This is a genomic window from Lichenihabitans psoromatis, assembly GCF_004323635.1.
GTDB lineage: Bacteria > Pseudomonadota > Alphaproteobacteria > Rhizobiales > Beijerinckiaceae > Lichenihabitans > Lichenihabitans psoromatis.
Window position 1 is genome coordinate 628,157 of record NZ_CP036515.1, and the last position, 21,857, is coordinate 650,013.

The window sequence follows — 21,857 nt, forward strand, 5'->3', positions numbered from 1 at the left end:
CCACGTGCCGCATCCCTGACTAGCATGGGGTCGTGACAGTTTTGGCGAGCTCGGTTCGCCATAAGAGTGTCCGAGGTGGGCGACGATGAGCTTCAAGATTTCGGTCGATACCGGCGGCACGTTCACGGATGTCGTGGTCAGCGACCCGAGCGGCGCCTTCACGATCGGCAAGGCGCTGACGACTCCGGACCGCATCTTCGAGGGCATGCGCGGCGCCATCACGGCTGCGGCCGAGCAGATGAACCTCTCCTTCGAGCATCTGCTGGCCGAGAGCGACATCCTGATCTATGGCACGACGCGCGCCACCAACGCGATCGTGACCAAGACGGTGGCCAAGACGGCATTCCTCACAACGCGTGGCTTTCCCGATACGCTGGTGCTGAAGGAAGGCGGCAAGTTCCGCCCGCATGATTTCAGCCAGGACTATCCCGAACCCTACATTCCCCGCCGCTACACATTCGAGATCGACGAGCGCGTCGGCTCCTCCGGCACCATCCTGACACCGATCGACATCGATCAGGTGCGCGAGACCCTGGACACGCTGAAGAGCCGTGACTTTCAAGCGATTGCGGTATGTTTTCTCTGGTCGGTGCTCAACCCCGCCCATGAGGAAGCCGTCGGCACCCTGATCGAAGAAAGGCTGCCGGGCGTCACCTACAGTTTATCGTCGCGTCTCATCCCGATCATGCGCGAATACCGCCGCGCCTCGGCGACCGCGATCGACGCCTCCCTGAAACCGCTGATGCAGCGCCACTTGCGCGAGCTCGAATCCGATCTCGGGGCAGCCGGATATCGTGGCAATATCTTCGTCAGCACCGCGGCGGGCGGGTGCAATTCCATCGCGGCCCTCGTCGAGCGCCCGATCTTCACGATCGGATCCGGGCCCGCCATGGCACCCATCGCCGGCATCACCTATTCGCGCATGGAGGGGTTGGGTGAGGACGTCATCATTTGCGACACCGGCGGCACCACCTTCGATGTCGGCGTCGTCCGCGGCGGCAGTCTGACCTATAACCGCGACACCTGGCTCGGCCCTCGCTACACCGGCGACCTTCTCGGAATCGCGGCGGTCGACATGCGGTCGGTCGGTGCGGGGGGCGGCTCTATCGCCTGGATCGACGACGGCGGCCTGATGCGGGTCGGCCCGCAATCCGCTGGTGCGATGCCGGGTCCGGCTTGCTATGGGCGGGGCGGCACGCTGCCGACCGTCTCGGACGCCGCTGCGGTGCTCGGTTATTTCGATCCGGATTATTTCCTCGGCGGCCGCATGACGCTGGATATGGGCGCGGCGCGGCAAGCGATGATCGAGGTGTCCACGACCCTTAAGCTCACCATCGAGGAGACCGCCTGGCGCATCCTGACGCTGGCCGGCGACCTGATGATGCGGGCGATCGTGGACGTGACCATCAACGAAGGCATCAACCCGCGTGAAAGCAGCATCGTGGCGGGTGGCGGAGCGGCCGGCATGAACATCATGTTGATCGCCAAGGAACTTGGCTGCGACCATGTGGTGCTGCCGAAGACCGCCTCGGCGCTCTCGGCGGCCGGCATGCAATATGCCGATATCGTGGCGGAAGAGGTCGGCAGCCTCTACAGCCTGTCGAACCGGTTCGACTTCGAGCGCGTCAACGCGCTGCTCGACATGCTCGAGGCCCGCGTTCTCGGCGTCCGCGACAAGCTTCCCGGGCAAGTCGGCGAATCCAGCCTCGAATTCTATGGCGAGGCTCGTTACCAGGCCCAGGTGTGGGAACTCGATACCCCATTCCCGGACACGCCCCTGCCGTCACGGCGGTTTCGGAGCCAAGAGGACCTCACCTCCTACACCGAGAATTTCCACGCCCTGCACGATCGCATCTTCGCGGTGAAGGATCTCGGAAGTGCGGTCGAGACCGTGAGTTGGAAGGTGCGCCTGACCATCAAGCTCGATGCGCCCGCAACGCGGCACGTCAGTGTCGTCGCGAGCGGGACCCCGACCCCATCCGGTCATCGCCGCTGCTTCTTCGGCGAAGCCGAGCCGGTCGATACCCCGATCTACAAAGCATCGGACATCCATCCCGGCCATACGATTGTGGGACCCGCCATCATCGAAGAGCCGACCACGACGCTCGTGGTCTATCCGACCATGTCGGTCCACGTCGGCAGCACCGGTCATTACCGGCTCAACATTCACTGAGGCGCGATCATGACAGACACCATCGAGGGCTTCGATCCCTACATGACCGCCATCCTCGCGAACCGGGTTGATGGCATCATCCGCGAGATGACCAACACGCTGCTGCGCGCCGCCCGATCGGGCGTCATCAACAGCGCACGCGACTTCTCCTGCTCGATCTGCACGGGCGACAACCAACTTCTCGCCTCTGCCGAAGGCCTGCCGATCCATATCTTCGGCAGCCACATGCAGGCCCGCACCATGACCGAGAATGCGGGAGCGACCCTCCGCGAAGGCGATTGCTACCTTCATAACGATCCCTATAGCGGCAACAGCCACGCGGGCGATCACGCCTTTCTGGTCCCGGTCTTCGTCGATGGCGAACACATGTTCACCACGGTCGCCAAGGCGCATCAGGCCGATATCGGCAATTCGTTGCCGACCACCTATATGGCCGGCGCGCGCGACCAGTATGAGGAAGGCGCGCTGATCTTTCCGGCCGTGAAGATCCAGTCGAATTACGAGATGGTCGACGATGTGGTGCGGATGTGCCGCTCGCGCATCCGCGTCCCGGATCAGTGGTACGGTGACTTTCTGGCCGGGATCGGCTCGGCCCGCATCGGCGAGCGCCGTCTGAAGGAGCTCTGTGACAAATACGGCAAGGCCACCATCAAGGCGTTTATCCAGCACTGGATGACTTACGCCGAGCAGCGTATGGTTGCGGCCATCAAGACCCTTCCGGCCGTGACGCTGCATAATTCCGGCAATCACGACCCGTTCGGCACGCTGCTTCCGGATGGCATCCCGCTTCAGGTGAGCCTCACGATCGATCCGGACACGGGCTATATCGACGTCGATCTGCGCGACAACGGCGATACCGTCGCGTGCGGCTTCAACCAAAGCGAAGCGTGCGCCGGCGCGTCCGTGATGGCCGGCATCTTTAATTCGATCGACGCGGACGTGCCGCGCAATTCGGGGTCGTTCAGCCGCATCCGGTTGCATATCCGCAAGGGTTCGGTCTGCGGCGGTGCCGTCTTCCCGAGCAGTTGCTCGCTCGCCACCACCAACGTCTCGGATCGGATGGTCAACATCGTCCAGGCCGCCTTCGCACAGATCGGCGACGGCTGGGGGCTGGCCGAGGGCGGCGTCGGCATGGGGGCGGGCTGCGCCGTGGTATCGGGGCGCGATCCGCGCCTCGGCGACAGCCCGTTCGTCAATCAGCTCTTCCTCACCAATTCGGGTGGCCCGGCGAGTGCCATGGCGGACGGATGGGTCACCTATGGCCTGCCGGTCGCGGCCGGCCTGATGTATCGCGATTCCGTCGAGATCGACGAGTTGAAGCATCCGATGGACGTCCAATATGTCCGGCTGATACCGGGCACGGGAGGCGCGGGTCGCTTTCGCGGCGCGCCATCGATGGAGACCGGCTACATCTCCCGCTGCGCCCGCATGGAGGCGATCTGGCCTTGCGACGGCACGCATTTCCCCGCGAAAGGCGCGCGCGGCGGCTTGCCCGGCGCCAGTGCCGAACACCGTCTGGTGCGCCTCGACGGCACCATCGAGCCTCTCCCTAACATTGTGGTGCTCACCCTAAAGGAAGGCGAGATGGTCGAGGGTCGACATGCGGCGGGCGGCGGCTACGGCCATCCGCATGAGCGCGATCCACGTCGCGTCCTGCATGACGTCCTGGAAGGCTGGGAGACGCTCGAACGCGCCGGCTCGATCTATGGCGTGAGCCTGACAGGACGCATCGACGACGATAGTCTGGCGCTCGACCTCGCGGGAACGGCGGAGCGCCGAGGCCGGACGGCGGCCTAGCCGGCAGTTTCAGCCGATCGTCGCCGGTCCCATCCCATGAGGATCGCGTCGCGATCCTTGTGGCTGTCGCGGGCCGCGAAGCCATCCAGCAACCGGCATGCGCTCTCGTAGGTCCGGAGGATATAGTGCCGGTTGTCGGGGAAGAGCAGGACTCGCCATTGATTGAGCAGCACGCGCGTCGTCAGCCGCCCGAGGATGAGGTCATAAAGGAGCGTCACCTCCGCCTCGGTGAGGAGAAGTTGCGCGTCGTATCCTGCAACGATGTCGCCGATCGCTGCGACCGGATCGTGCTCCATCGAAACGAAATAGCTCGACGCGACCGCGATCTCGTTGATGCGCGGCGCATGGACCATGTCGCCGAAATCGATGATGCCGGCCACGACGGACGGCGCGTGTCCCGCCACCATGACGTTACTGCCACTCATGTCGTTGTGGATAATCTGCCAGGGCAGCGTCGCGGCGCGCGGACGGATCTCGTCGACGAACCGAGTCATGAAAGCGACGATCCAGTCCCGCCGCGTCGGATCCTCGACCATCCTGGTGATCGGCCGCAGCTGATCGACCCGCATCAGATCCCACAGCAGAACCCGGCGGCCCTGCGGATGCTCGAAGGTCGCGAGCGCTGCATCGACCAGGGCGGCGGACCGGCCGAGGTCACGCCGCAACGTGGCGGTCGATCGTTCAGCCTGCACCTGCTCGCCCTCGATCAGCGAAATCAGAATGCCGGGCTGTAAGCACCCCGCGATGCGCGCGGTGCAGTGAGCCTCGCCATCCAGGGTGCGAAACAAGCGGGGAACCGGGCAACGCGTCGCGCTCCGCTCGATGTGCAACAAAGCCCCGTGCTGCATGTCGCGCGTCGCCGCATCATCCGCATCGTTGTAGAATTTCAGGATCCGCCGGGTGCCATCCCGCAGTTCGACGAGATAGTTGCGATCGCGTTCGCCGGACAACAGCGTCACGCTGCCAACGAGGCCGTAGTGGTGCCGAAGCGTTGCTTCAGCCGCGCGCGGATCGATCTGGGGAGGCGCGGTCGTCAGCGCGCGAGCGGCGACCTCCAGCGTCGGCCCGAGCGTGTCGAGGCCCGTCATGAATGCTCGCCCGCTCTGTTTCGTGTCTTCCGCATCATTGGTCCGGGTATCGTAATCGCACTCAAGGTGAGATCACAGCAAATAGCCTCGATCAAGAGCAAGGCTTGCGGCGCTCACAAAGGAAGGGACGCGGGCAAAAACTGTCGACGCCGAGGATGATCGCGGAGGTCGTCGCAGGAGCCGACATTGTCAAGGCTGGCGGCCGCCTGTAGTCTTGTGATCTCAGTCGAAGACTCGATTCACAGTAAAGGCGCGATCCTGGCGGTCCTCCGAACGGCCTCTCCGATCGTCGATCCCGACGCGGTCGACCTCGCTCCCTTTCAAAGCGACGCGCAAGCGGCCGCGAGCGACGACGGCCTGAATCTGCGGGCCTATCGTGTGTTGCGGGAGGCGATCTTGTCCGGTGCTTTCGCGCCCGGGGCGCATCTCAATATTCGCCCTCTCGCGGTTCAGCTGGGCATGAGCCCGATGCCGGTGCGCGAGGCCTTGGCGCGGCTGCGGTCGGATGGGGCGCTGGAAACCTTGCCCAACCGCGCCTTTCGCATCCCGGTTCTCGCCGTCGCGACCTTCCGCGACATCCTGTTGACGCGCATCCGTGTCGAGGCGCTCGCGTGCGAGCAAGCCGCAATCCGGGCGTCGGTGCAGGACGTCGTAGCGGTTGCGGCCCTGTTCGACGACCTCACGGCGGCTGAACGTGGCAAGCCCGACCGGTATCTTCGCCTGCATCGCAATTTTCACTTCGCCATTTATGCACTCGCCGGAATGCCGGTGCTGGTGGACATCATCGAGGGGCTTTGGCTTCGCATTGGCCCGCTGATCCTCGCCAGCAGCCGGGAACGGATGGCGGTCGATCGCAACCATCATGGGGCGATCCTGCGGGCTCTGAGGGCCTCCGACCCGACCGCGATCGCGCTCGCGCTGCGCGACGACATCGCGGACGGGCTCGCTCCCGTCTCCGCCTATCTGGCCGGTCAGGCAGATGCGGGAGCGCTCCGCCATGCGGTTTGACTTCTGCATCGTCGGTGGGGGCATCGTGGGTCTCGCCACGGCGCGGGAGCTGCTGCTCCGCCATCCTGGGGCCTCGCTGGTGCTGCTCGAAAAGGAAGCGGGTGTCGCCCGCCACCAGACGGGACACAACAGCGGCGTCATCCACTCCGGCATCTATTATGCGCCGGGCAGTCTGAAGGCCCGCCTCTGCCGCGAGGGGGCCGACGCGACCCAGCTGTTTTGCCGTGAGAATGGCGTTCCGGTCGAGCCATGCGGCAAGCTCATCGTCGCCACCACGACGCTGGAGCTCGAGAGAATGGAGACGCTCCGGAAGCGTGCGGCCGAGAATGATATCGCGGTGACGCAGCTTTCAGCGACAGGACTGCGCGAGACCGAGCCCGCCATCGTTGGTCTCGGTGCGTTGAAAGTGCATGCCACCGGGATCGTCGATTACCGGCTCGTCTGCCGACGCATGGCGGACGAGCTCGTCGCGCGAGGCGCCGACCTCCGCTTCGGCGAAGGCGTGACGAGGATCGCCGAAGAGGAGACCGTCGTTCGGATCACGACCGCGAACGACATGATCGAAGCGGGGCATCTCGTCGTCTGCGCGGGTCTGCAATCCGACCGATTGGCGCGGCTCGCGGGCCTTGACATCGATTTCCAAATCGTCCCGTTCCGCGGCGAATATTTCGTGTTGCCCCCGGAAAAATCGACCCTTGTGCGGCATCTGATCTATCCCGTGCCGGACCCAAACCTGCCGTTCCTCGGCATCCACCTGACCCGCATGGCCGACGGCACCATCACGGTCGGACCAAACGCGGTGCTCGGCTTCTCGCGTGAGGGCTATGCTCCGCTGTCGGTCGACCTCCGCGATTGTGCAGAGATGATCGCCTTCCCGGGCTTGTGGCGAACGCTGCGGCAGAACCTGTCGTCCGGCCTCCATGAATTCCGCAACTCTCTGTGGCGACGAGGTTATCTCGCAGAGTGTCGCAAATACTGCCCCGGTCTGGACATTTCGGATTTGCGACCCTATCCCGCTGGGATACGTGCCCAAGCGGTCAGGCGGAGCGGGGAGCTGATCCACGATTTCCTGTTTCTCCAAAGCGCACGATCACTGCATGTGTGTAACGCTCCGTCGCCGGCCGCGACATCGGCTATCCCGATCGCCCGCATGATTGCGGCCCGTCTGTTCGAAGAGGCTATGCCGCCTCATGCCATCCCGGCTTGAGGCGAGTCCGACGATAACCGGCGGCGCCATGCGTTCCGCCCTGTCCAGCAAGGTTTCATCATGTCGCTTGCCGTCAAAACCCCTCCTGCTTCCGCGCTGTCGCTCAACGACCCCTCGCTGCTGATCGAGAAAGCCTATGTGGCGGGCGAGTGGATTTCGGTCGAGCACAAGAGCTTCACGGTCACCGATCCGTTCGACGGCGCAGTTTTGGCAACGCTGCCCGATCTTGGTGTGGAGGATACACGCCGCGCGATCGACAAGGCCGCCGAGGTTCGGGCCGATTGGGCGAAACGGCCCGCCAAGGAACGCGCCAATGTGCTGAAGCGCTGGTTCGATCTCGTCATCGCCAATGCGGACGATCTCGCTGCGATTCTGACGGCCGAACAGGGCAAGCCGCTGACCGAAGCCAAGGGCGAGGTCGTATCGAATGCCGCCTATCTCGAATGGTTCGCCGAGGAAGCCAAGCGTATCGACGGCGAGATCATCCCCGGGCCGAATGCCGGACAACGCATTCTCGTGCTGAAACAGCCCGTCGGGGTCTGCGCCGCCATTACGCCGTGGAATTTTCCCAACGGCATGATCACCCGCAAGGTCGGGCCGGCGCTTGCGGCGGGGTGCACGATGGTGCTCAAGCCCTCCGAACTGACACCCCTGTCGGCGCTGGCGCTGGCGCTTCTGGGCGAGCGGGCCGGCGTTCCGAAGGGCGCTTTCTCGGTGGTGACGACCACCGACGCGGTCGCGTTCGGGACCGAGGTCTGCAAGAACCCGACGGTCGCGAAGATCACCTTCACGGGGTCGACCAATGTCGGCCGCTGGTTGATGCGCGAGGGGGCCGACACGATCAAGCGCCTGTCGCTCGAGCTCGGCGGCAATGCGCCCTTCATCGTGTTCGACGATGCCGACCTCGATGCCGCAGCCGATGGCGCGCTTTTGTCGAAGTTCCGCAATGCCGGCCAGACCTGCGTCTGCGCCAACCGCATCTATGTGCAAGAGGGTGTTGTCGAGGCCTTCACGCAGAAACTGCTCGATCGCGTCGCCAAGCTGAAGCTCGGGCGCGGGTCGGAGGCTGGGGTGTCGCTCGGTCCGTTGATCGACGAACGGGCCGTCGTCAAGATGGAACGGCACCTGGCCGATGCGGTCGGCAAGGGCGCTCGTGTCCTGTCCGGGGGCAAACGCTCGCCGCTCGCCCCTACCATGTTCGAACCAACCGTCGTGACGGGCGTCACCCAAGACATGATCGTGACGCGGGAAGAGACCTTCGCGCCGCTCGCACCGATCATCGCGTTTAAGGACGAGGCCGACGTGATCGCCATGGCAAATGCGTCAGAATTCGGCCTCGCGTCTTATTTCTACGCCAAGGATATGGGCCGGATCTTCCGCACGGCCGAGGCGCTCCAGTCCGGCATGGTGGGCGTCAACACGGGTGCGATCGCCAATGAAGTGGCCCCGTTTGGCGGCGTCAAGCAATCGGGCCTGGGCCGCGAGGGGTCTCACCATGGCATCGATGCATATCTGGAGCTGAAATACGTGGCTCTCGCCGGCCTTTGAAACACGTCGTCTGAGCCGGCCGTGAGCCATAGAGTTTCCGCAGAGTCCTGTCAGACCCCCTGGTCGAAACAGGAGCGTTTGGCGTGAAGCGATTGACTTGGCTCGGATTAACTTGGCTCAGAGTAATTTGGCTCGGATTGGCTTTCTTGATCGGGGTGGCGTCTGTTCCTGCCTCCGCCACGACGCTTTGCACAGTCGTGGCGGATGCGGCCGACGGGAAAGTTTTGCTCGAACAAGGCGATTGCCGCACGCGCGTCACGCCGGCCTCGACCTTTAAGATCCCCCTCTCGGTTATGGGGTTCGACTCGGGCGTGGTGCAGGACGCCCATACCCCGGTCTATGCGTTCAAGCAGGGCGATCCGGATTGGGGTGGCGAGGCTTGGAAACAGCCGACAGATCCAACGCGATGGCTGAAATATTCCGTCGTCTGGTACTCGCAGCGGGTGATGCACCAGCTCGGCGCCGCACGCGTGACCGACTATGCCTCCCGCTTCGGTTTCGGCAACGCCGACGTCTCGGGTGATCCAGGTCGAGACAATGGGCTCGATCGGTCGTGGATCATGTCGTCCCTGAAAGTCTCGCCGGTCGAGCAGATCGCCTTCCTGCGGCACCTCGTGAATCATGACCTGCCGGTCACACCGACCGCGATCGACAAAACCATGCAGATCGTCGAGGCCACGCCCGCTCCTGACGGTTGGACGGCGCACGGCAAGACCGGAGCCGCCTTTCCGCGTAACCCGGACGGCAGCTTCAATGAGGCGCGAGGCTACGGATGGTATGTCGGTTGGATCGAGAAAGCCGGCCGCAAGCTGGTCTTCGCCCGGCTCGATCAGGACGATCAGAAACAGGCATCGACGCCCGGCGTGCGGGCCCGCGACAGTTTTATCGGCGGCTGGCCGGCGCTCGCAACCTCCCTCAAGCTCTGACGGCCGACACTTTTAGGAGAGCGGCATGGCGACCGGCCGCATCGGTGCGCCGGTCGCGCCGCGCAGCTTGATACAGGCGCCAAAGAAGGCGAACTCATAAAGCTTTGCGGCCGCGAGTTCCTCGAGCCATGCCATTTCGAGGATCGGAATACCGGCTTCGGCCAGCAGATAGGTATGGACCGGGAAGAAGTTGAGCGGATGCGCCGAGGGCGTCTGCTCCAGCGTCAAATTATCGGCCCCGATCATGATGGCGCCGGCCTTCGCGAGATATTCGGCGCCCTCGCGGTTGAGACCGGGCGTATCGTTGGTGAAAGCCATGTCGGGCCAGAGGTTCATTTGGCCGGTGCGGATCAGCACGACATCGCCCGGCCTCAATTCGCTACCTTGATGTTTGAGGCATCCCTCGATGTCGGCTTGTCCGACCGCATGGCTCGGCGGCAGCGTTTGAACCCCATGTAGCCCCGCGACGTCGAGCAACAGGCCGCGCGCCAGGATCGGCGGATGCTTTTCAGGGCCGCATTTCTGCCAGGCGCGACTGCCGAGATGATCCTTGGCCGTAAAGCCGTTGAAGATCGCGCCGTTGTAGCCGAAGTGATTGAACGTATCGATATGCGTGCCGCAATGCGTGTACATCGAAATGCTGTCGCCAGAATAAGCGACGAGTTGGTTCGCGGCGGCGCTGACCCCCATCGTATTGGCGACGATTTCGCCCTGTGGCGTGTGGGTCATCCAGATCTGGTAGGGTTGATCCCCGGCGCCGAACCAGCCGGGCATGCCGACGAAGTGATCGACCGAGAGATCGAACATCGTCGAGGCATCCGCCCGGCTCAGGATAGCCGAGCGGGATCGCCCGTCGATCAGGTTCAGCATCCCGATCTCGTCGCCCTTGCCATAAGGGCTTTGCGTCACCTCGTGAAACTTGGCCCCATAGGCGATGATCTTCGCTTTGGTGGCTTCGTCGATCAGGCAGGCGACGCACATGGCTTGGCTCCCTCAGTGGCGGTTTGCGGTTCGTGTCACGCCGGCATGCCGGCTTCGACCCAAGCCGCGGTCTCGTCGAGACAGACCGAGAAGATCGCGATCATCTCGTCGATTTGCGCTTCGGTGGTGATCAGCGGCGGACAGAAACAGATCGTGTCGCCCACGGCCCGGATCACCAGCCCATGCTCGTGGCCGCGACCATACAAATACGGGCCGACGCGGCCGGGCTCGAAACGGGCCTTGGTGGCCTTGTCGGCCACCAGTTCGACACCCGCGATCAGACCGACGCCGCGCACTTCCCCAACCAGCGGGTGAGACGCGAAGGGTCGCAGTTTAGCCTGCATATAGGCCCCGACCTCCGCCGCATGGGCGACGAGCCCGCGCTCCTCGATGATATTGAGGTTTTCCATCGCGACGGCGGTCGCGACGGGGTGGCCGCTGGCTGTGAAGCCGTGCCCGAAGGTGCCGAGCTTGTCGGACCCGTCCGCGACGCCCTGGTAGATCGCATCGCTGAACAGCACGGCGGCCAACGGCAGATAGGATGAGGTGAGTTGCTTGGACAGCACCAGGATATCGGGCGTGATGCCATAATGCTCGCAGGCGAACATCGTTCCGAGGCGGCCGAAGCCGTTGATAACTTCGTCGGCGACCACCAGCACGTCATGGCGACGACAGACCGCCTGCACTTTTTCCCAATAGGTTGCGGGCGGAGGCAGCACGCCGCCGGCCCCGATCAACGGCTCGCCGATGAAGGCCGCGACCGTCTCAGGCCCTTCCTCGATGATTCTGGCCTCGAGTTCGGCCGCGAGCCGGTCCGCGAAGGCTTCCTCGCTCTCACCCGCTTCGGCATACCGATAATGATGCGGACAAGTGACGTGCTTCATCTGCGGTAGCGGCAGGTCGAAGCCGCGATGGTTGGCCGGCAACCCCGTCAGGCTGCCAGACGCGATCGTGATGCCATGATAGCCACCCTGCCGGGCGATGAACTTCTTCTTCTCCGGCCTGCCGATCGCGTTGTTGTAGAACCACACGAGCTTGATGACAGTATCATTGGCCTCCGACCCCGAGTTGGTGAAGAAGACGCGATCGAGTCCCTTAGGCGACATCGTCACCAGCCGCTCTGCAAGATCGATGGTGGGCTCGGAGGATTTGCCCGAAAAGCTGTGATAGTAGGGCAACCGGCCGAGTTGCCGGGTGGCGGCCTCGACGAGGCGGGGTTCGCCGAACCCGACAGCGACGCTCCACAAGCCCGCCATTGCCTCGAGATAGCGCTTGCCCGCATCATCGTAGACGTAGATGCCCTCACCCCGCGACATGACGATCGGGCCCGTCTTCTCATGTTTGCGGGCATTGGTGGCGGGATGCAGCAGATAAGCGACGTCGCGGGCCTGGGCGGAATTGGGCAAGAGGGTCATGATCTGTCCGATTGAGAGAAGTGACGCGTCGGCTAGCCGACTCGCGGGGGTTTAGGCTGCTTCTATTCTGCCATAGACCGAGCGGGCTTGCTCCAGCGTGATGAAACCATCGGCAAGATCGCGCTCGACCATGGCCGGATCGCGCTTCTCGGGTGGTCCCCACCCGCCGCCGGCCGGGGACGTGATCTTGATCCGATCGCCAGGCGCGATCGGCACGTTGGCGAATTTGCTGGGCGACACTTTGTTGAACGCCTGCGTGATCGTGAGCCAATCCCGGCTGCCATCCCGCATGATGAACAGCTCCGCACGGCCGCCCTCTTGCCCGCCGTGGATACCCCAGGGGCTGACCTTCTGGCGATCGCTCATGTAGCTGAAGGTCATCGCCGTATCGGTGCAGCGGACGGTCTTCGACAGGCCCAATCCGCCGCGAAACTCTCCGGGGCCCCCTGATCCCTCGACCAGCTTGAATTCCTCGACATGCCAGGGAAAGCGATATTCGAACACCTCGACGGGGATGTGCGGGCAATTGCCGTTGATGCCGCCAACGGCGTCATTGCCATCGGCGAAGCTGCGACCGCCCCAGCCGACCGGCGTAAGATCGTAGCAGCAGAAGAATTCCCCCGTTTTCCGATCCGTGCCGCCAAAGAGGAAGTTGCTATGCGTCGCGCCGTCGGTCGCGGCCGAGCGTTCCTTCAGGCCGGGCGCGAGCGCACCCATGACGACGTTGGCGATGCGGCAATGGGTTTCCGTATTGCCACCGACCGAGGGACCCGGAAAGTTGACGTTGACCATCGAACCGGGGGGCGCAAGCACGCGAATGGGCCGGAAGCAACCGGAATTCTTCGGGATTGTGGAATCCGTGAGTTGCAGCACGGCGTTGTAGGCGGCCCCATAAGCCACCCCGAGCGTGGCGTTGATCGGGCCTTTCGCCTGGGGTGAACTGCCGTGATAGTCGACCACGAGGCTGTCGCCATCGACCGTCACCTCAGCCTTGATCGTGTAGACTTTGTCTTCGATGCCGTCGTCTTCCATCACGTCCTGGAAGCGGTACCGCCCGTCCGGGATCTTGGCGATCTCGGCCCGCATACGGCGCTCGGAATAATCCATCAAGGCGCCGACATGCTCGGCAAAGGATGCCGCGCCATGTTTTCGGGCAAGGTCGGCCATGCGCCGCTCACCGAGATCGGTTGCGGCGATCAGGGCGCGGAAATCGCCATAATTATATCGCGGCGTTCTGACGTTCGCGAGCATCAGGCGCCAGATGTCGTCGACGTCCTTGCCGGCGCGTTTGATCTTGATCGGGGGAACGCGAAGCCCCTCATGAAAGACTTCGGTCGCCTCACCCGCGAAGCCGGCCGGGGCCATGCCGCCGACCTCGCAGACATGGCCGATCGAGACCGCGAAACCGATCAGGGTCTTGTCGACGAAAACCGGTTTGAAGAACGTGTGCTCCGGCGTGTGCAGACCGCCCCGATAGGGGTCGTTATGAACCAGGACGTCGCCGTCCTCGAGCTCGTCGAGCGCGATCTCCTGCACGCAGGATCGCAGCAGCAACGGCATGCCGCCGATCATGGAGGGGCAGAAATCGCCCGTCGCGATCAACTCGCCGGTCGGCAGCGCCAAGCCGCATGTGAAATCGAGCGACTCGCTGAAGATGGTCGAATAGGAGGTCCGCATGAGCGTCACGCCCATGTCGCGGCAGATCGAGACGAGGATGCCTCCGACGATGTTCAACGACACCATATCCATGGCTATACTCCGAAATGAAAGCCGTGGCTCATGCCACCGAGGCGGTGTCGTCGACCGCGATCATCAGGTTGCCATAGCGATCGACCGTCAGCATCTTGCCGCCGTCGAGCACCGTCACGGAGGCGCTTTCCTCGATCACGGCCGGGCCCTCGATCGTATGGCCCGCGCGAAGACCGTCACGGCGATAGACCGCCGTTTCGATCCAGCCTTTGTCGAACCAGACCGGCCGTGTCCCGACCGCCACCGCCGCCCCGTCGTGGTCGGGGAGGATCGGCAGCGACAGGCCGCCGGTCTGAGCGACGCCTGTCACTAGAAAGTTGACGATCTCCATATCGTCGTCGAGCCGGAAGCCGAAGCGCGCCTCATGCCCGGCGTGGAAGGCCTGCAGCAGGGTCGCCACCTCCCCGTCATCGAAACGGTCGGCGTCGACCGGGATCTCGAGTTCGTAATTCTGGCCGAGGTAGCGCATCTCGACCGTCCGGGTGATGGTCACGTCGCGATGACCTTGCGCCGCGAGTTCGGCCCGGCATTCGGCCACGAGTGCCGTCATGGCATTCTCGGCCCGTGTCCGGTCGAAGAAGCGCGAGTTGAGCTGCACGGTTCGGTAGCGATCGACCCGCGCATCCGCCATGGTGAAGCCGAACGCTGAAAATTGGCCTGGGAAATTCGGCACGAGGCCGCGCGGGATCGAGGCTTCGGTCATGAGGTCGCTAACGTGAGGCGGTCCGGCGCCGCCAAAGGCCACCAGCACGAAGTCGCGCGGATCGAGACCCTGCTCAGTCAGCACGGTGTGGAGGGCGCCGACCATGTTGTTGTTGGCGATGCGGACAATCGCATGCGCCGTGGCCTCGATCGACATCCCGAGCGGGTCGGCAAGCGCCGCAACGGCACGCCGGGCCGCATCGGAGTCGAGCCCCATCGAGCCGCCGAGGAAATTTGCGGCGCTGATCCGGCCCAGCACCACATTGGCATCCGTCACGGTCGGCTGCGTCCCACCGCGACCGTAACAGGCCGGACCGGGGTTAGCCCCGGCGCTCTCCGGCCCCACCACCAGCATGCCGCCCGTGTCGATGCGGGCGATCGAGCCGCCCCCTGCCCCGATAGTGCGAATGTCGATCATCGGGATCTGGATCGGCCGACCCCATTCGATTTCAAAATCGGTCGTGAACTTTTCTTTGCCGTTCACGACCGTCGACACGTCCGTCGAGGTGCCACCCATGTCGAGCGTGACGAGATTCGGCAGGCCGAGCACCTCGGCGGTGCGCTTCGCCGCGATGACGCCGCCGGTCGGCCCGGATACCGCGATCTGGATCGGCGCCGCGACCGCCGCGTCGAGGCTCATTTCGCCGCCGTTCGAGCGCATCACGACCACCTTGGCGGCGACGCCCTGCTGGTCGAGCGCCGCGCGCATGGAGCCGAGTTGACGGCCGACCACGGGCTTGATGAAGGCGTCGCAGATCGTGGTCGACGACCGGAAGTGTTCCTTCCACTTCGGCAGCACCTCGTAGGAAATCGACACCGGAAGGCCGGGTGCACGTTCGGCGAAGATCTGCTTGATGCGAATCTCGTGGTCCGGCGTCAGATAAGAATGCAAGAGGACCACCGCGACCGCTTCGATGACGCCGTCGGCCGCGAGCCTGTCGGCCAGCGCCTCGACCCCGGCCTCATCAAGGCCCGACAGGATGTCGCCGGAGGCCCCGACCCGCTCGTCGATCTCGTAAGCGTCCCGCCGCTGCAGGAATGGTTTCGGTTTCACCCAGGCGAGATCGTAATGATGCATGCGGTTCCCACGCCCGATGAAGGGAACGTCCCGGAACCCGCGTGTCGTCACATAAGCGACACGGGCGCCCTTACCTTCGAGCAGCGCGTTGGTCGCGACCGTCGTGCCGAGACGGATCCCCGAAATGTCGTCGATCTCGCCGAAGCTGCGGAGCCCGGTCATGATCCCCTGGATCGGGTCATGCGGAGTCGACAGGTTCTTCCAGGCCCGCAACGCCTTGCCGGCTTCGTCATAGGCCACGAAGTCGGTGAACGTTCCCCCGATATCGATTCCCAGGCGGTATCGCATAGGCGTTGCTCCCCTTGGTCCCATCAGTCTGCGGCGGAATAATCGACCGGCGTGCCGTGCCAGCCCTCGGCCCGGCGCGACCAGAAGCGCTCACGCAAGCCCGTCGAAATCGCGCCAGGCCGGTCGTTGCCCATGATGCGGCCATCGATACGAGCCGCCGGCATGATGCCGCCCGCCGTCGTCGACAGGAAGATTTCGTCCGCCTCGCGCGCCTCGGCGGCCGACACCCGCCGGGCTTCCCAGGGCAGGTCCATCTCGTCGCAGAGATCGAAGACGGAGCGGCGCGTGATGCCTTCGAGAACGCCGGCATCCGGCGTCACCACTCGTCCGTCGATCACGAAAAAGACGTTGAAGCCCGGGCCTTCTGTGACATTGCCATCGCGATCGAGCAGGAGACAGAAGTCGGCATCCCGATCATAGGCTTCGAATTGCCCGCGCGTCAGATCGGCCCAATGGAAATTCTTGGCGGTCGGGTCGACCGAATCTTGGGGAATCCGCAGCGTTTCGGCGATCACAAGATGGGCGCCGCGCTCCTGCACGGCGGGGGCCATGACCCACACCCAGGGAATCGCAAAGGCCGCGATGTAGTTGCGGGCATAGATCGGGTGATAGGGCATGCCGGGCCCGGGCCGGCCGCGCAAGCAATCCATCGCCACGTAGGCGTTCCGCAGACCGCTCAGCGCGACGCAGCGATGCAGAACCGCTCTGATATCGGCATCGCTCTCGCCCGGGCTGAACCGGAATTTGTCCATGGAGGCGCGGAAGCGAGTGAGATGCTCATCGAGACGGAAAAACCGGCCGTCCCAGACGCCGACCACGTCATAGGTCACGTCTGATCGGCGATAGCCCCAATCGGTGATCGGGATCGCGGCTTCACCGATCGGCATGTAGCGGCCATCAATATAGGCGGCACCGGCCGCGAACGGATTGTCGGCCGCCGGGGCTCCGGCGTGGAGGAGCTCGCTCATGGCACTCACCTCGCGTTGAGAGTGTTGGGATCGCTGGTCAGCAAAACCGCCCCGTCGGTGGCCTTGGCCGGCCCAGACCGAAGGACCGCCATTTCCCAGCCGCGGCTCAATCCGTTCGGTCGGAAGATCAGGATGACGGCGAGCAGAAGGCCGAGGCCGAGTTCCTGGCTGCCGGCTGGAAGCGCCAGCGTGGTTCCGCCGACCGGGATGCCGCGCTCGAAGACACGCAGAACCTGGACGATCGCGGTCACAACCACGACGCCGAGCACCGAGCCGGTGAGGCTCGACATGCCGCCGACCACCAGCATCGCGATCGTGATGAAGGAGAGGCCGAGATAAAACGGATCGACCGTGAGGATACCGAGGAACTGGGCATAGAGGCCGCCGCCCGCACCGACCAGCGCGGCGCTGAGCACGAAGGCCGCGAGCCGCATGCGGATCGTGTGAACCGCCGACGCGCGCGCCGCGACATCATCTTCGCGCGAGGCCCGGAGCAGCAGGCCGAAGCGCGAGATTTGGAAAAGATAGGCCGCAAGGATTGCGGCGGCCGCGAACCAGAAGGCCGTCCAGGGGCCGACCACGGTCGGGATGCCGATGATCGAACTGACGCCGGCCGTCACCGAGTCCCAGTTTGAATAGACGCTGTTGACGATGATCAGGAACGCGAAGGTCGCGATAGAGGCCGCCGTGCCGGCGAGCCGCATGATCGCGAGGCCGAACAAGGCCGCCACCAGCGCCGGCAGGATGATGGCGCCCGCCATGGCGACCGGGAATGGGAATTGGTTGTCCTGCAAAAGGCTGGGGAGCCCTTGCAGCATGATGCCCTTGAAGCTCGGCTCCGCCGTCGCCCAGGCGGCCGCATAGGCGCCGATACACATGAAGCCGATGTGGCCGAACGAGATGATGCCCGAATTGCCGATGAAGACATAAAGCCCGACCACGACGGTGACGCGGATCAGCATTTCGGTCAGCGTGACCTGAATATCGTCGGCACCGATGACGGCCGTGAGGGCGGCGATCACGGCCAGGGCGACGATCAGCAGAACCGGCGTTTGATGGCGAGCGAGAAATTGGCGCATATCCGGGTCTCGCCTACACGCGTTCGATGATGTTGCGGGCCGGGATCAACCCGCTCGGTCGCACCAGCAAAACCAGAATCACGAACGCGAACGCGAAGGCGTCGCGGAAGGCTCGAAGCTCCGGCGGCAGATAGGCCTGCAGCATGGTCAGCACGATGCCGATCAGGAATCCGCCCGCGACGGCGCCGACGAGGTTTCCCATCCCGCCGATCACCACAGCCACGAAAGCGAAGAGCGCGAGCGGCACCCCCATCGTATTGGTGAGCGAACCGGATTGCGTGATGGTGAGCAGCGACACGGCCGCCGCCAGAATACCGCTGATCGCGAAGGCGAGGCCGATCACCACATTGCCGCGCACGCCGAGATATTGAGCCGTTTTGAAATCTTCGGCCGCGGCCCGCATCTGTACCCCATAGGAAGTCCGCTTGAGGAACAGGCTCAAGCCCACCATTAGAACCAGCGTGACCGTGAGCGTGATGAGCTGCAGCATCGGGATCCGCAGGTCGCCGATCATCACTTGCGTGTTCGCGCCGCTCCAGAAGTCGACCGCTTTGGGACGCGCGCCGTAAGCGATCAGGATGCCGTTCTGGATGATGTAGCTGACCGCAAAGGAGGCGATCATCAGGGTCGGGGACGAGGCCCGCCGCAGCGGGCGAAACACGAGCGCCTCGGTCAGCAGGGCTGCCGCGACCACGATGACCGCGATGGCGGGAATCACCGCAAGGGGTGTCCAACCGCCGATGAGGAGATGCGCGGTCACATCGGCCGAGGGAACGATCAGCGCGTAACAGCCGATCGTGATCATGTCGCCATGAGCGAAGTTGATCAGCCGAAGAATGCCGAACAGCAACCCGATGCCGAGCGCCACGAGCGCATAGATGCTGCCGAGCGCCACCGCGTCGATGAGGTTTTGGATGAATTGGATCATGCCGCAGTCTCCGTCGTCTGCGACGCCCCGAAGCCGAAATAGGCATGTTTGATGGCTTCGCCGTCGCGCAGATCGGCAGCGCGCCCTTCGAGCTGCACCTGGCCACCGCGCAGCACATAGATCCGATCGGCATGTTTCAGGATGCGGGTCGAACTCTGCTCGTTGATCAGCAGCGTCAGGTTCTCGCGCTTGCGAAGATCGAGCAGTGTCTCGTAGATCTGGTCGACGATCAGGGGCGCAAGGCCGAGTGAGGGTTCGTCGACCAGCAGCAGCCTCGGCCGTGTCATCACGGCGCGGGCGACCGCCAGCATCTGCTGCTCGCCCCCCGACAGGCGGCCGGCCGGATAGGTCAAACGCTCCCGCAGCCGCGGAAAGATCATCAGAAGCCGCTCCATGTCGTCGAGCGCCTCGCGGCGATTGCCCCGCATATAGCCGCCGATCCGGAGGTTCTCCTCGACCGTCAGGGTGCCGAAGATATGCCGGCCCTCTGGCACCAGCGACACGCGGCGCCGCGCGATATATTCCGGCCGACGACCCACGACGCTCTCGCCATCGAAGCGGATCTCGCCCGCCGACGGTGCCACGCCACCGGCGATCGCCGCCAGGGCCGTCGACTTACCCGCGCCGTTCGGGCCGATGATGCAGACAACCTCGCCTTCGTTCACCCGGAGCGAGATGCCCCGGAGGGCGGCCAGATCGCCATAACGGACGTGGAGCCCATCGACTTCCAGCAGAGCCGACATCAGGCCTCCATTCCGAGATAAGCCGCCATCACGGCCGCGTCTCGCTGAATTTCAGCGGGCGTTCCTTCGGCGAGCGTGCGACCGCCGTCGAGCACGTGGATTCGATCCGAAATGCCCATCACGACCCGCATGTTGTGTTCGATCAGCAGCACCCCGCAGGTGAAGGTTTTCGGAATGGCCGCGACCAGCACCATCAGGTCCTCGCATTCGGCATCCGACATGCCGGCGGCCGGCTCATCGAGGAGCACGAAGGCCGGCGACAGGACCATGGCGCGGGCGATCGATAGCCGGCGCTGGTCCGTATAGGGGAGCGCCCCCGCCGGGAGAGTTGCTTTATCGGGCAGGCCGACCCAGGCCAGCATCTCATGCGCGTGGCTCGCGGCGGCCCGCCGACCAAGGCCGAGCCCAACGCCCGTGACCTCGACATTTTCGAGCACCGACAGCTCCTTGAATAGCCGACCGGCCTGAAACGTGCGGGCGACGCCACGCTCGCGAAAACGGACCGCCGACCATCCTGCCGTGCTCTCCCGACCGAGCAGCACGCGGCCTTCGGTGGGTGCCTGGAAGCCCGTCAGGCAATTGACCAGCGTCGTCTTGCCGGCCCCGTTGGGGCCGATCAGACCAAAGACTTCGTGGCGCTGAACCGTGAGGCTGACGTCAGCGATCGCGGCCAGGCCCTGGAACCGGACGGCCAAACGGTCGGCCGTCAGTTCCGAGGCATTGGTGTCGCCTGGGTCGGCCTTCGACAATCTGGTTAGGGTCGCGATCTGGGTCATGGCTTTCGCGAAAGTGGATCGATGAGAGGGAGCGCCGCGATGCGGCGAGGTCTCCGCCGGCCCGTGCAGGCCGGCGGATTTGTGGTGTGAGCCGGCTCAGTTCCCCTTCAAGCGGTAGAGGACCGCATCGGGGATCGTGTCCTTGATGCGCCATTCCTCGCCGGGCGTTTCCTTGCCGTCCGCGTAGGACATCACGAACATCGGCATGTCGATCTGCACATGCAGCTTCGGCGTAAAGGTGCGTGGCCCGAGCACTGTCGGCGCATCCTTCAGCTTGTTCATCTCGGCCACCACGATGGCCGCATCGGTGGTCTTCGCCTCGGTCACGGCTTTGGCCCAGAGATCAAGGAATGCGTAGATCGGATAGGCATATTGCGTGGTCGGCGGCTTGCCGAACTTCTTCTCGAAGGCGGCCGAAATCTCGTTCACGGCGGGACGCGGGTCGTTGACCGCGAGGGCCTGCGAGGGAAGGTAGAAATCCTTCAGGCCCGGCACCGAATTCAACCAATAAGTGCCATCCATCGCGGTCGCGCTGAAGATCGGCAGAGTGATGCCGGCGGCCCTCAGTTGGCGCACCGAGCTGGCGGCGCCGGGATTGGTCGAGCAGAGCATGATGTGATCGACGCCGTCGTTGCGGATCGCTTCGCTCAACCGCGTAATCTGCGAGCTGATCGTGGGGTCGAGACCCTTGAACGTATCCTGCCCGACGACCGTGCCCTTGTCGTTCTTGAGCGACCAATTGTAGCCGGCGCAGACCGACTTATTATATTCGATCGTCTCGTCGACCAGCATATAACCCTTACGCAAGTTCTTCTTCTGGTAGCCCCAATCCGCCATGATGGCGCCTTCGAGCTGGCCAGCGTTGTTGGCCGTGAACGAATACGGCCCGACCCCGACCACACCCGCCTTGGGATCCGACGCTCCCATGAAAACCGATATAATTTTGGCTTTCTGCGCCTGAAGCGCGGCCGGTGCGCCATAGTCGTAATCGGCCGACACCAGAAGCAGGTTGGCGCCCTGTTTGACGAGATCCTGGCCAACCTTGGCGCCCTCGACGCGGTCGGTCTTGGTGTCGCCCGAGATCACCTTGATGGGCTGACCGAGCAGACCGCCTTTCGCGTTGGTTTGCTCGATCCACAATTGAGCCATTTTGGCGGCTTCGCCATCATAAGCCTCCATCCAGCCCGAGAAGGCCACCGCCATACCGATCGTCACCCCGTCGGCCGCTGCCGCCCTCTGGGCGCCACCTAAGACGAGAACGCTGCAAGCCAGTCCCAGTATCGATGCTTTGATCTTCATCTTACCCTCCATGACGATAACGGCGCGGCGCCTTGCTGTTGAAGCCGATACGACCAGGCAGTCGCACGACACACCCCTCCGTTCACGGACACGCTGTCGTGCCG

At 64.1% G+C, this 21,857-nt stretch carries 17 protein-coding genes; 6 read left to right on the forward strand and 11 right to left on the reverse strand.

Translation table 11 applies throughout. The features are described from left to right. Positions 1–85: 85 nt before the first annotated feature. Both EY713_RS02925 and EY713_RS02930 read left to right on the forward strand, forming a co-directional pair. Positions 86–2,173 carry a hydantoinase/oxoprolinase family protein gene (locus tag EY713_RS02925; RefSeq protein ID WP_131113482.1) on the forward strand — a complete coding sequence of 696 codons (2,088 nt, stop codon included), beginning with the start codon at positions 86–88 and terminating at the stop codon, positions 2,171–2,173. Positions 2,174–2,182: 9 nt separating this feature from the next. After that, positions 2,183–3,970, forward strand: a complete 1,788-nt coding sequence (locus tag EY713_RS02930; RefSeq protein ID WP_131113483.1) for a hydantoinase B/oxoprolinase family protein — start codon at positions 2,183–2,185, stop codon at positions 3,968–3,970. Here EY713_RS02930 and EY713_RS02935 read toward each other — a convergent pair. Continuing rightward, complete coding sequence (locus EY713_RS02935; RefSeq protein ID WP_131113484.1) at positions 3,967–5,058, reverse strand: phosphotransferase; 1,092 nt, start codon at positions 5,056–5,058, stop codon at positions 3,967–3,969. The two genes, EY713_RS02930 and EY713_RS02935, sit on opposite strands and share 4 nt — an antisense overlap. 186 nt (positions 5,059–5,244) lie before the next feature. Here EY713_RS02935 and EY713_RS02940 point away from each other — a divergent pair, with 186 nt between their 5' ends. From EY713_RS02940 to blaOXA, 4 genes are all read left to right on the forward strand, one after another. Beyond that, positions 5,245–6,066 carry a GntR family transcriptional regulator gene (locus tag EY713_RS02940; RefSeq protein ID WP_131113485.1) on the forward strand — a complete coding sequence of 274 codons (822 nt, stop codon included), beginning with the start codon at positions 5,245–5,247 and terminating at the stop codon, positions 6,064–6,066. Beyond that, entirely contained in the window at positions 6,056–7,273 is a 1,218-nt protein-coding gene (gene lhgO / locus EY713_RS02945) for an L-2-hydroxyglutarate oxidase (protein WP_131113486.1), read from the forward strand. Before EY713_RS02940 ends, lhgO begins: the two co-directional genes overlap by 11 nt. 60 nt (positions 7,274–7,333) lie before the next feature. Further along, on the forward strand, positions 7,334–8,821 hold the full coding sequence (locus EY713_RS02950) for an NAD-dependent succinate-semialdehyde dehydrogenase (RefSeq protein ID WP_131113487.1): 1,488 nt from the start codon (positions 7,334–7,336) through the stop codon (positions 8,819–8,821). 125 nt (positions 8,822–8,946) lie between these two features. Next, the gene (gene blaOXA / locus EY713_RS02955) at positions 8,947–9,747 is read left to right on the forward strand and encodes a class D beta-lactamase (protein ID WP_131119199.1); all 801 of its coding nucleotides are present in this window, start codon (positions 8,947–8,949) and stop codon (positions 9,745–9,747) included. A 12-nt stretch (positions 9,748–9,759) separates the two neighbouring features. On the opposite strand, the gene EY713_RS02960 is transcribed toward blaOXA, so the two are convergent. The 10 genes from EY713_RS02960 to EY713_RS03005 all read right to left on the reverse strand — a co-directional run bounded on the left by EY713_RS02960 (position 9,760) and on the right by EY713_RS03005 (position 21,753). Further along, positions 9,760–10,728, reverse strand: a complete 969-nt coding sequence (locus EY713_RS02960) for a cyclase family protein (RefSeq protein ID WP_131113488.1) — start codon at positions 10,726–10,728, stop codon at positions 9,760–9,762. Between the two features lie 35 nt (positions 10,729–10,763). After that, on the reverse strand, positions 10,764–12,143 hold the full coding sequence (locus EY713_RS02965; protein ID WP_131113489.1) for an aspartate aminotransferase family protein: 1,380 nt from the start codon (positions 12,141–12,143) through the stop codon (positions 10,764–10,766). 51 nt (positions 12,144–12,194) lie between these two features. Next, positions 12,195–13,892: a hydantoinase B/oxoprolinase family protein gene (locus EY713_RS02970; protein ID WP_131113490.1), complete on the reverse strand. Its 1,698-nt coding sequence runs from the start codon at positions 13,890–13,892 to the stop codon at positions 12,195–12,197. A 28-nt stretch (positions 13,893–13,920) separates the two neighbouring features. Then, the gene (locus EY713_RS02975) at positions 13,921–15,960 is read right to left on the reverse strand and encodes a hydantoinase/oxoprolinase family protein (RefSeq protein WP_131113491.1); all 2,040 of its coding nucleotides are present in this window, start codon (positions 15,958–15,960) and stop codon (positions 13,921–13,923) included. 23 nt (positions 15,961–15,983) lie between these two features. Continuing rightward, positions 15,984–16,928, reverse strand: a complete 945-nt coding sequence (locus EY713_RS02980) for an aminotransferase class IV (protein WP_131113492.1) — start codon at positions 16,926–16,928, stop codon at positions 15,984–15,986. A 5-nt stretch (positions 16,929–16,933) separates the two neighbouring features. After that, positions 16,934–18,007 carry a branched-chain amino acid ABC transporter permease gene (locus EY713_RS02985; protein WP_131113493.1) on the reverse strand — a complete coding sequence of 358 codons (1,074 nt, stop codon included), beginning with the start codon at positions 18,005–18,007 and terminating at the stop codon, positions 16,934–16,936. Between the two features lie 13 nt (positions 18,008–18,020). Continuing rightward, entirely contained in the window at positions 18,021–18,935 is a 915-nt protein-coding gene (locus EY713_RS02990; protein ID WP_131113494.1) for a branched-chain amino acid ABC transporter permease, read from the reverse strand. Further along, positions 18,932–19,678 (reverse strand): ABC transporter ATP-binding protein, encoded by a 747-nt coding sequence (locus tag EY713_RS02995; RefSeq protein WP_131113495.1) that lies wholly within the window; start codon positions 19,676–19,678, stop codon positions 18,932–18,934. The genes EY713_RS02990 and EY713_RS02995 overlap by 4 nt, the downstream gene beginning before the upstream one ends. Further along, complete coding sequence (locus tag EY713_RS03000) at positions 19,678–20,454, reverse strand: ABC transporter ATP-binding protein (protein WP_131113496.1); 777 nt, start codon at positions 20,452–20,454, stop codon at positions 19,678–19,680. The genes EY713_RS02995 and EY713_RS03000 overlap by 1 nt, the downstream gene beginning before the upstream one ends. A 96-nt stretch (positions 20,455–20,550) precedes the next feature. Further along, on the reverse strand, positions 20,551–21,753 hold the full coding sequence (locus EY713_RS03005; RefSeq protein ID WP_165491011.1) for an ABC transporter substrate-binding protein: 1,203 nt from the start codon (positions 21,751–21,753) through the stop codon (positions 20,551–20,553). Positions 21,754–21,857 lie beyond the last annotated feature (104 nt).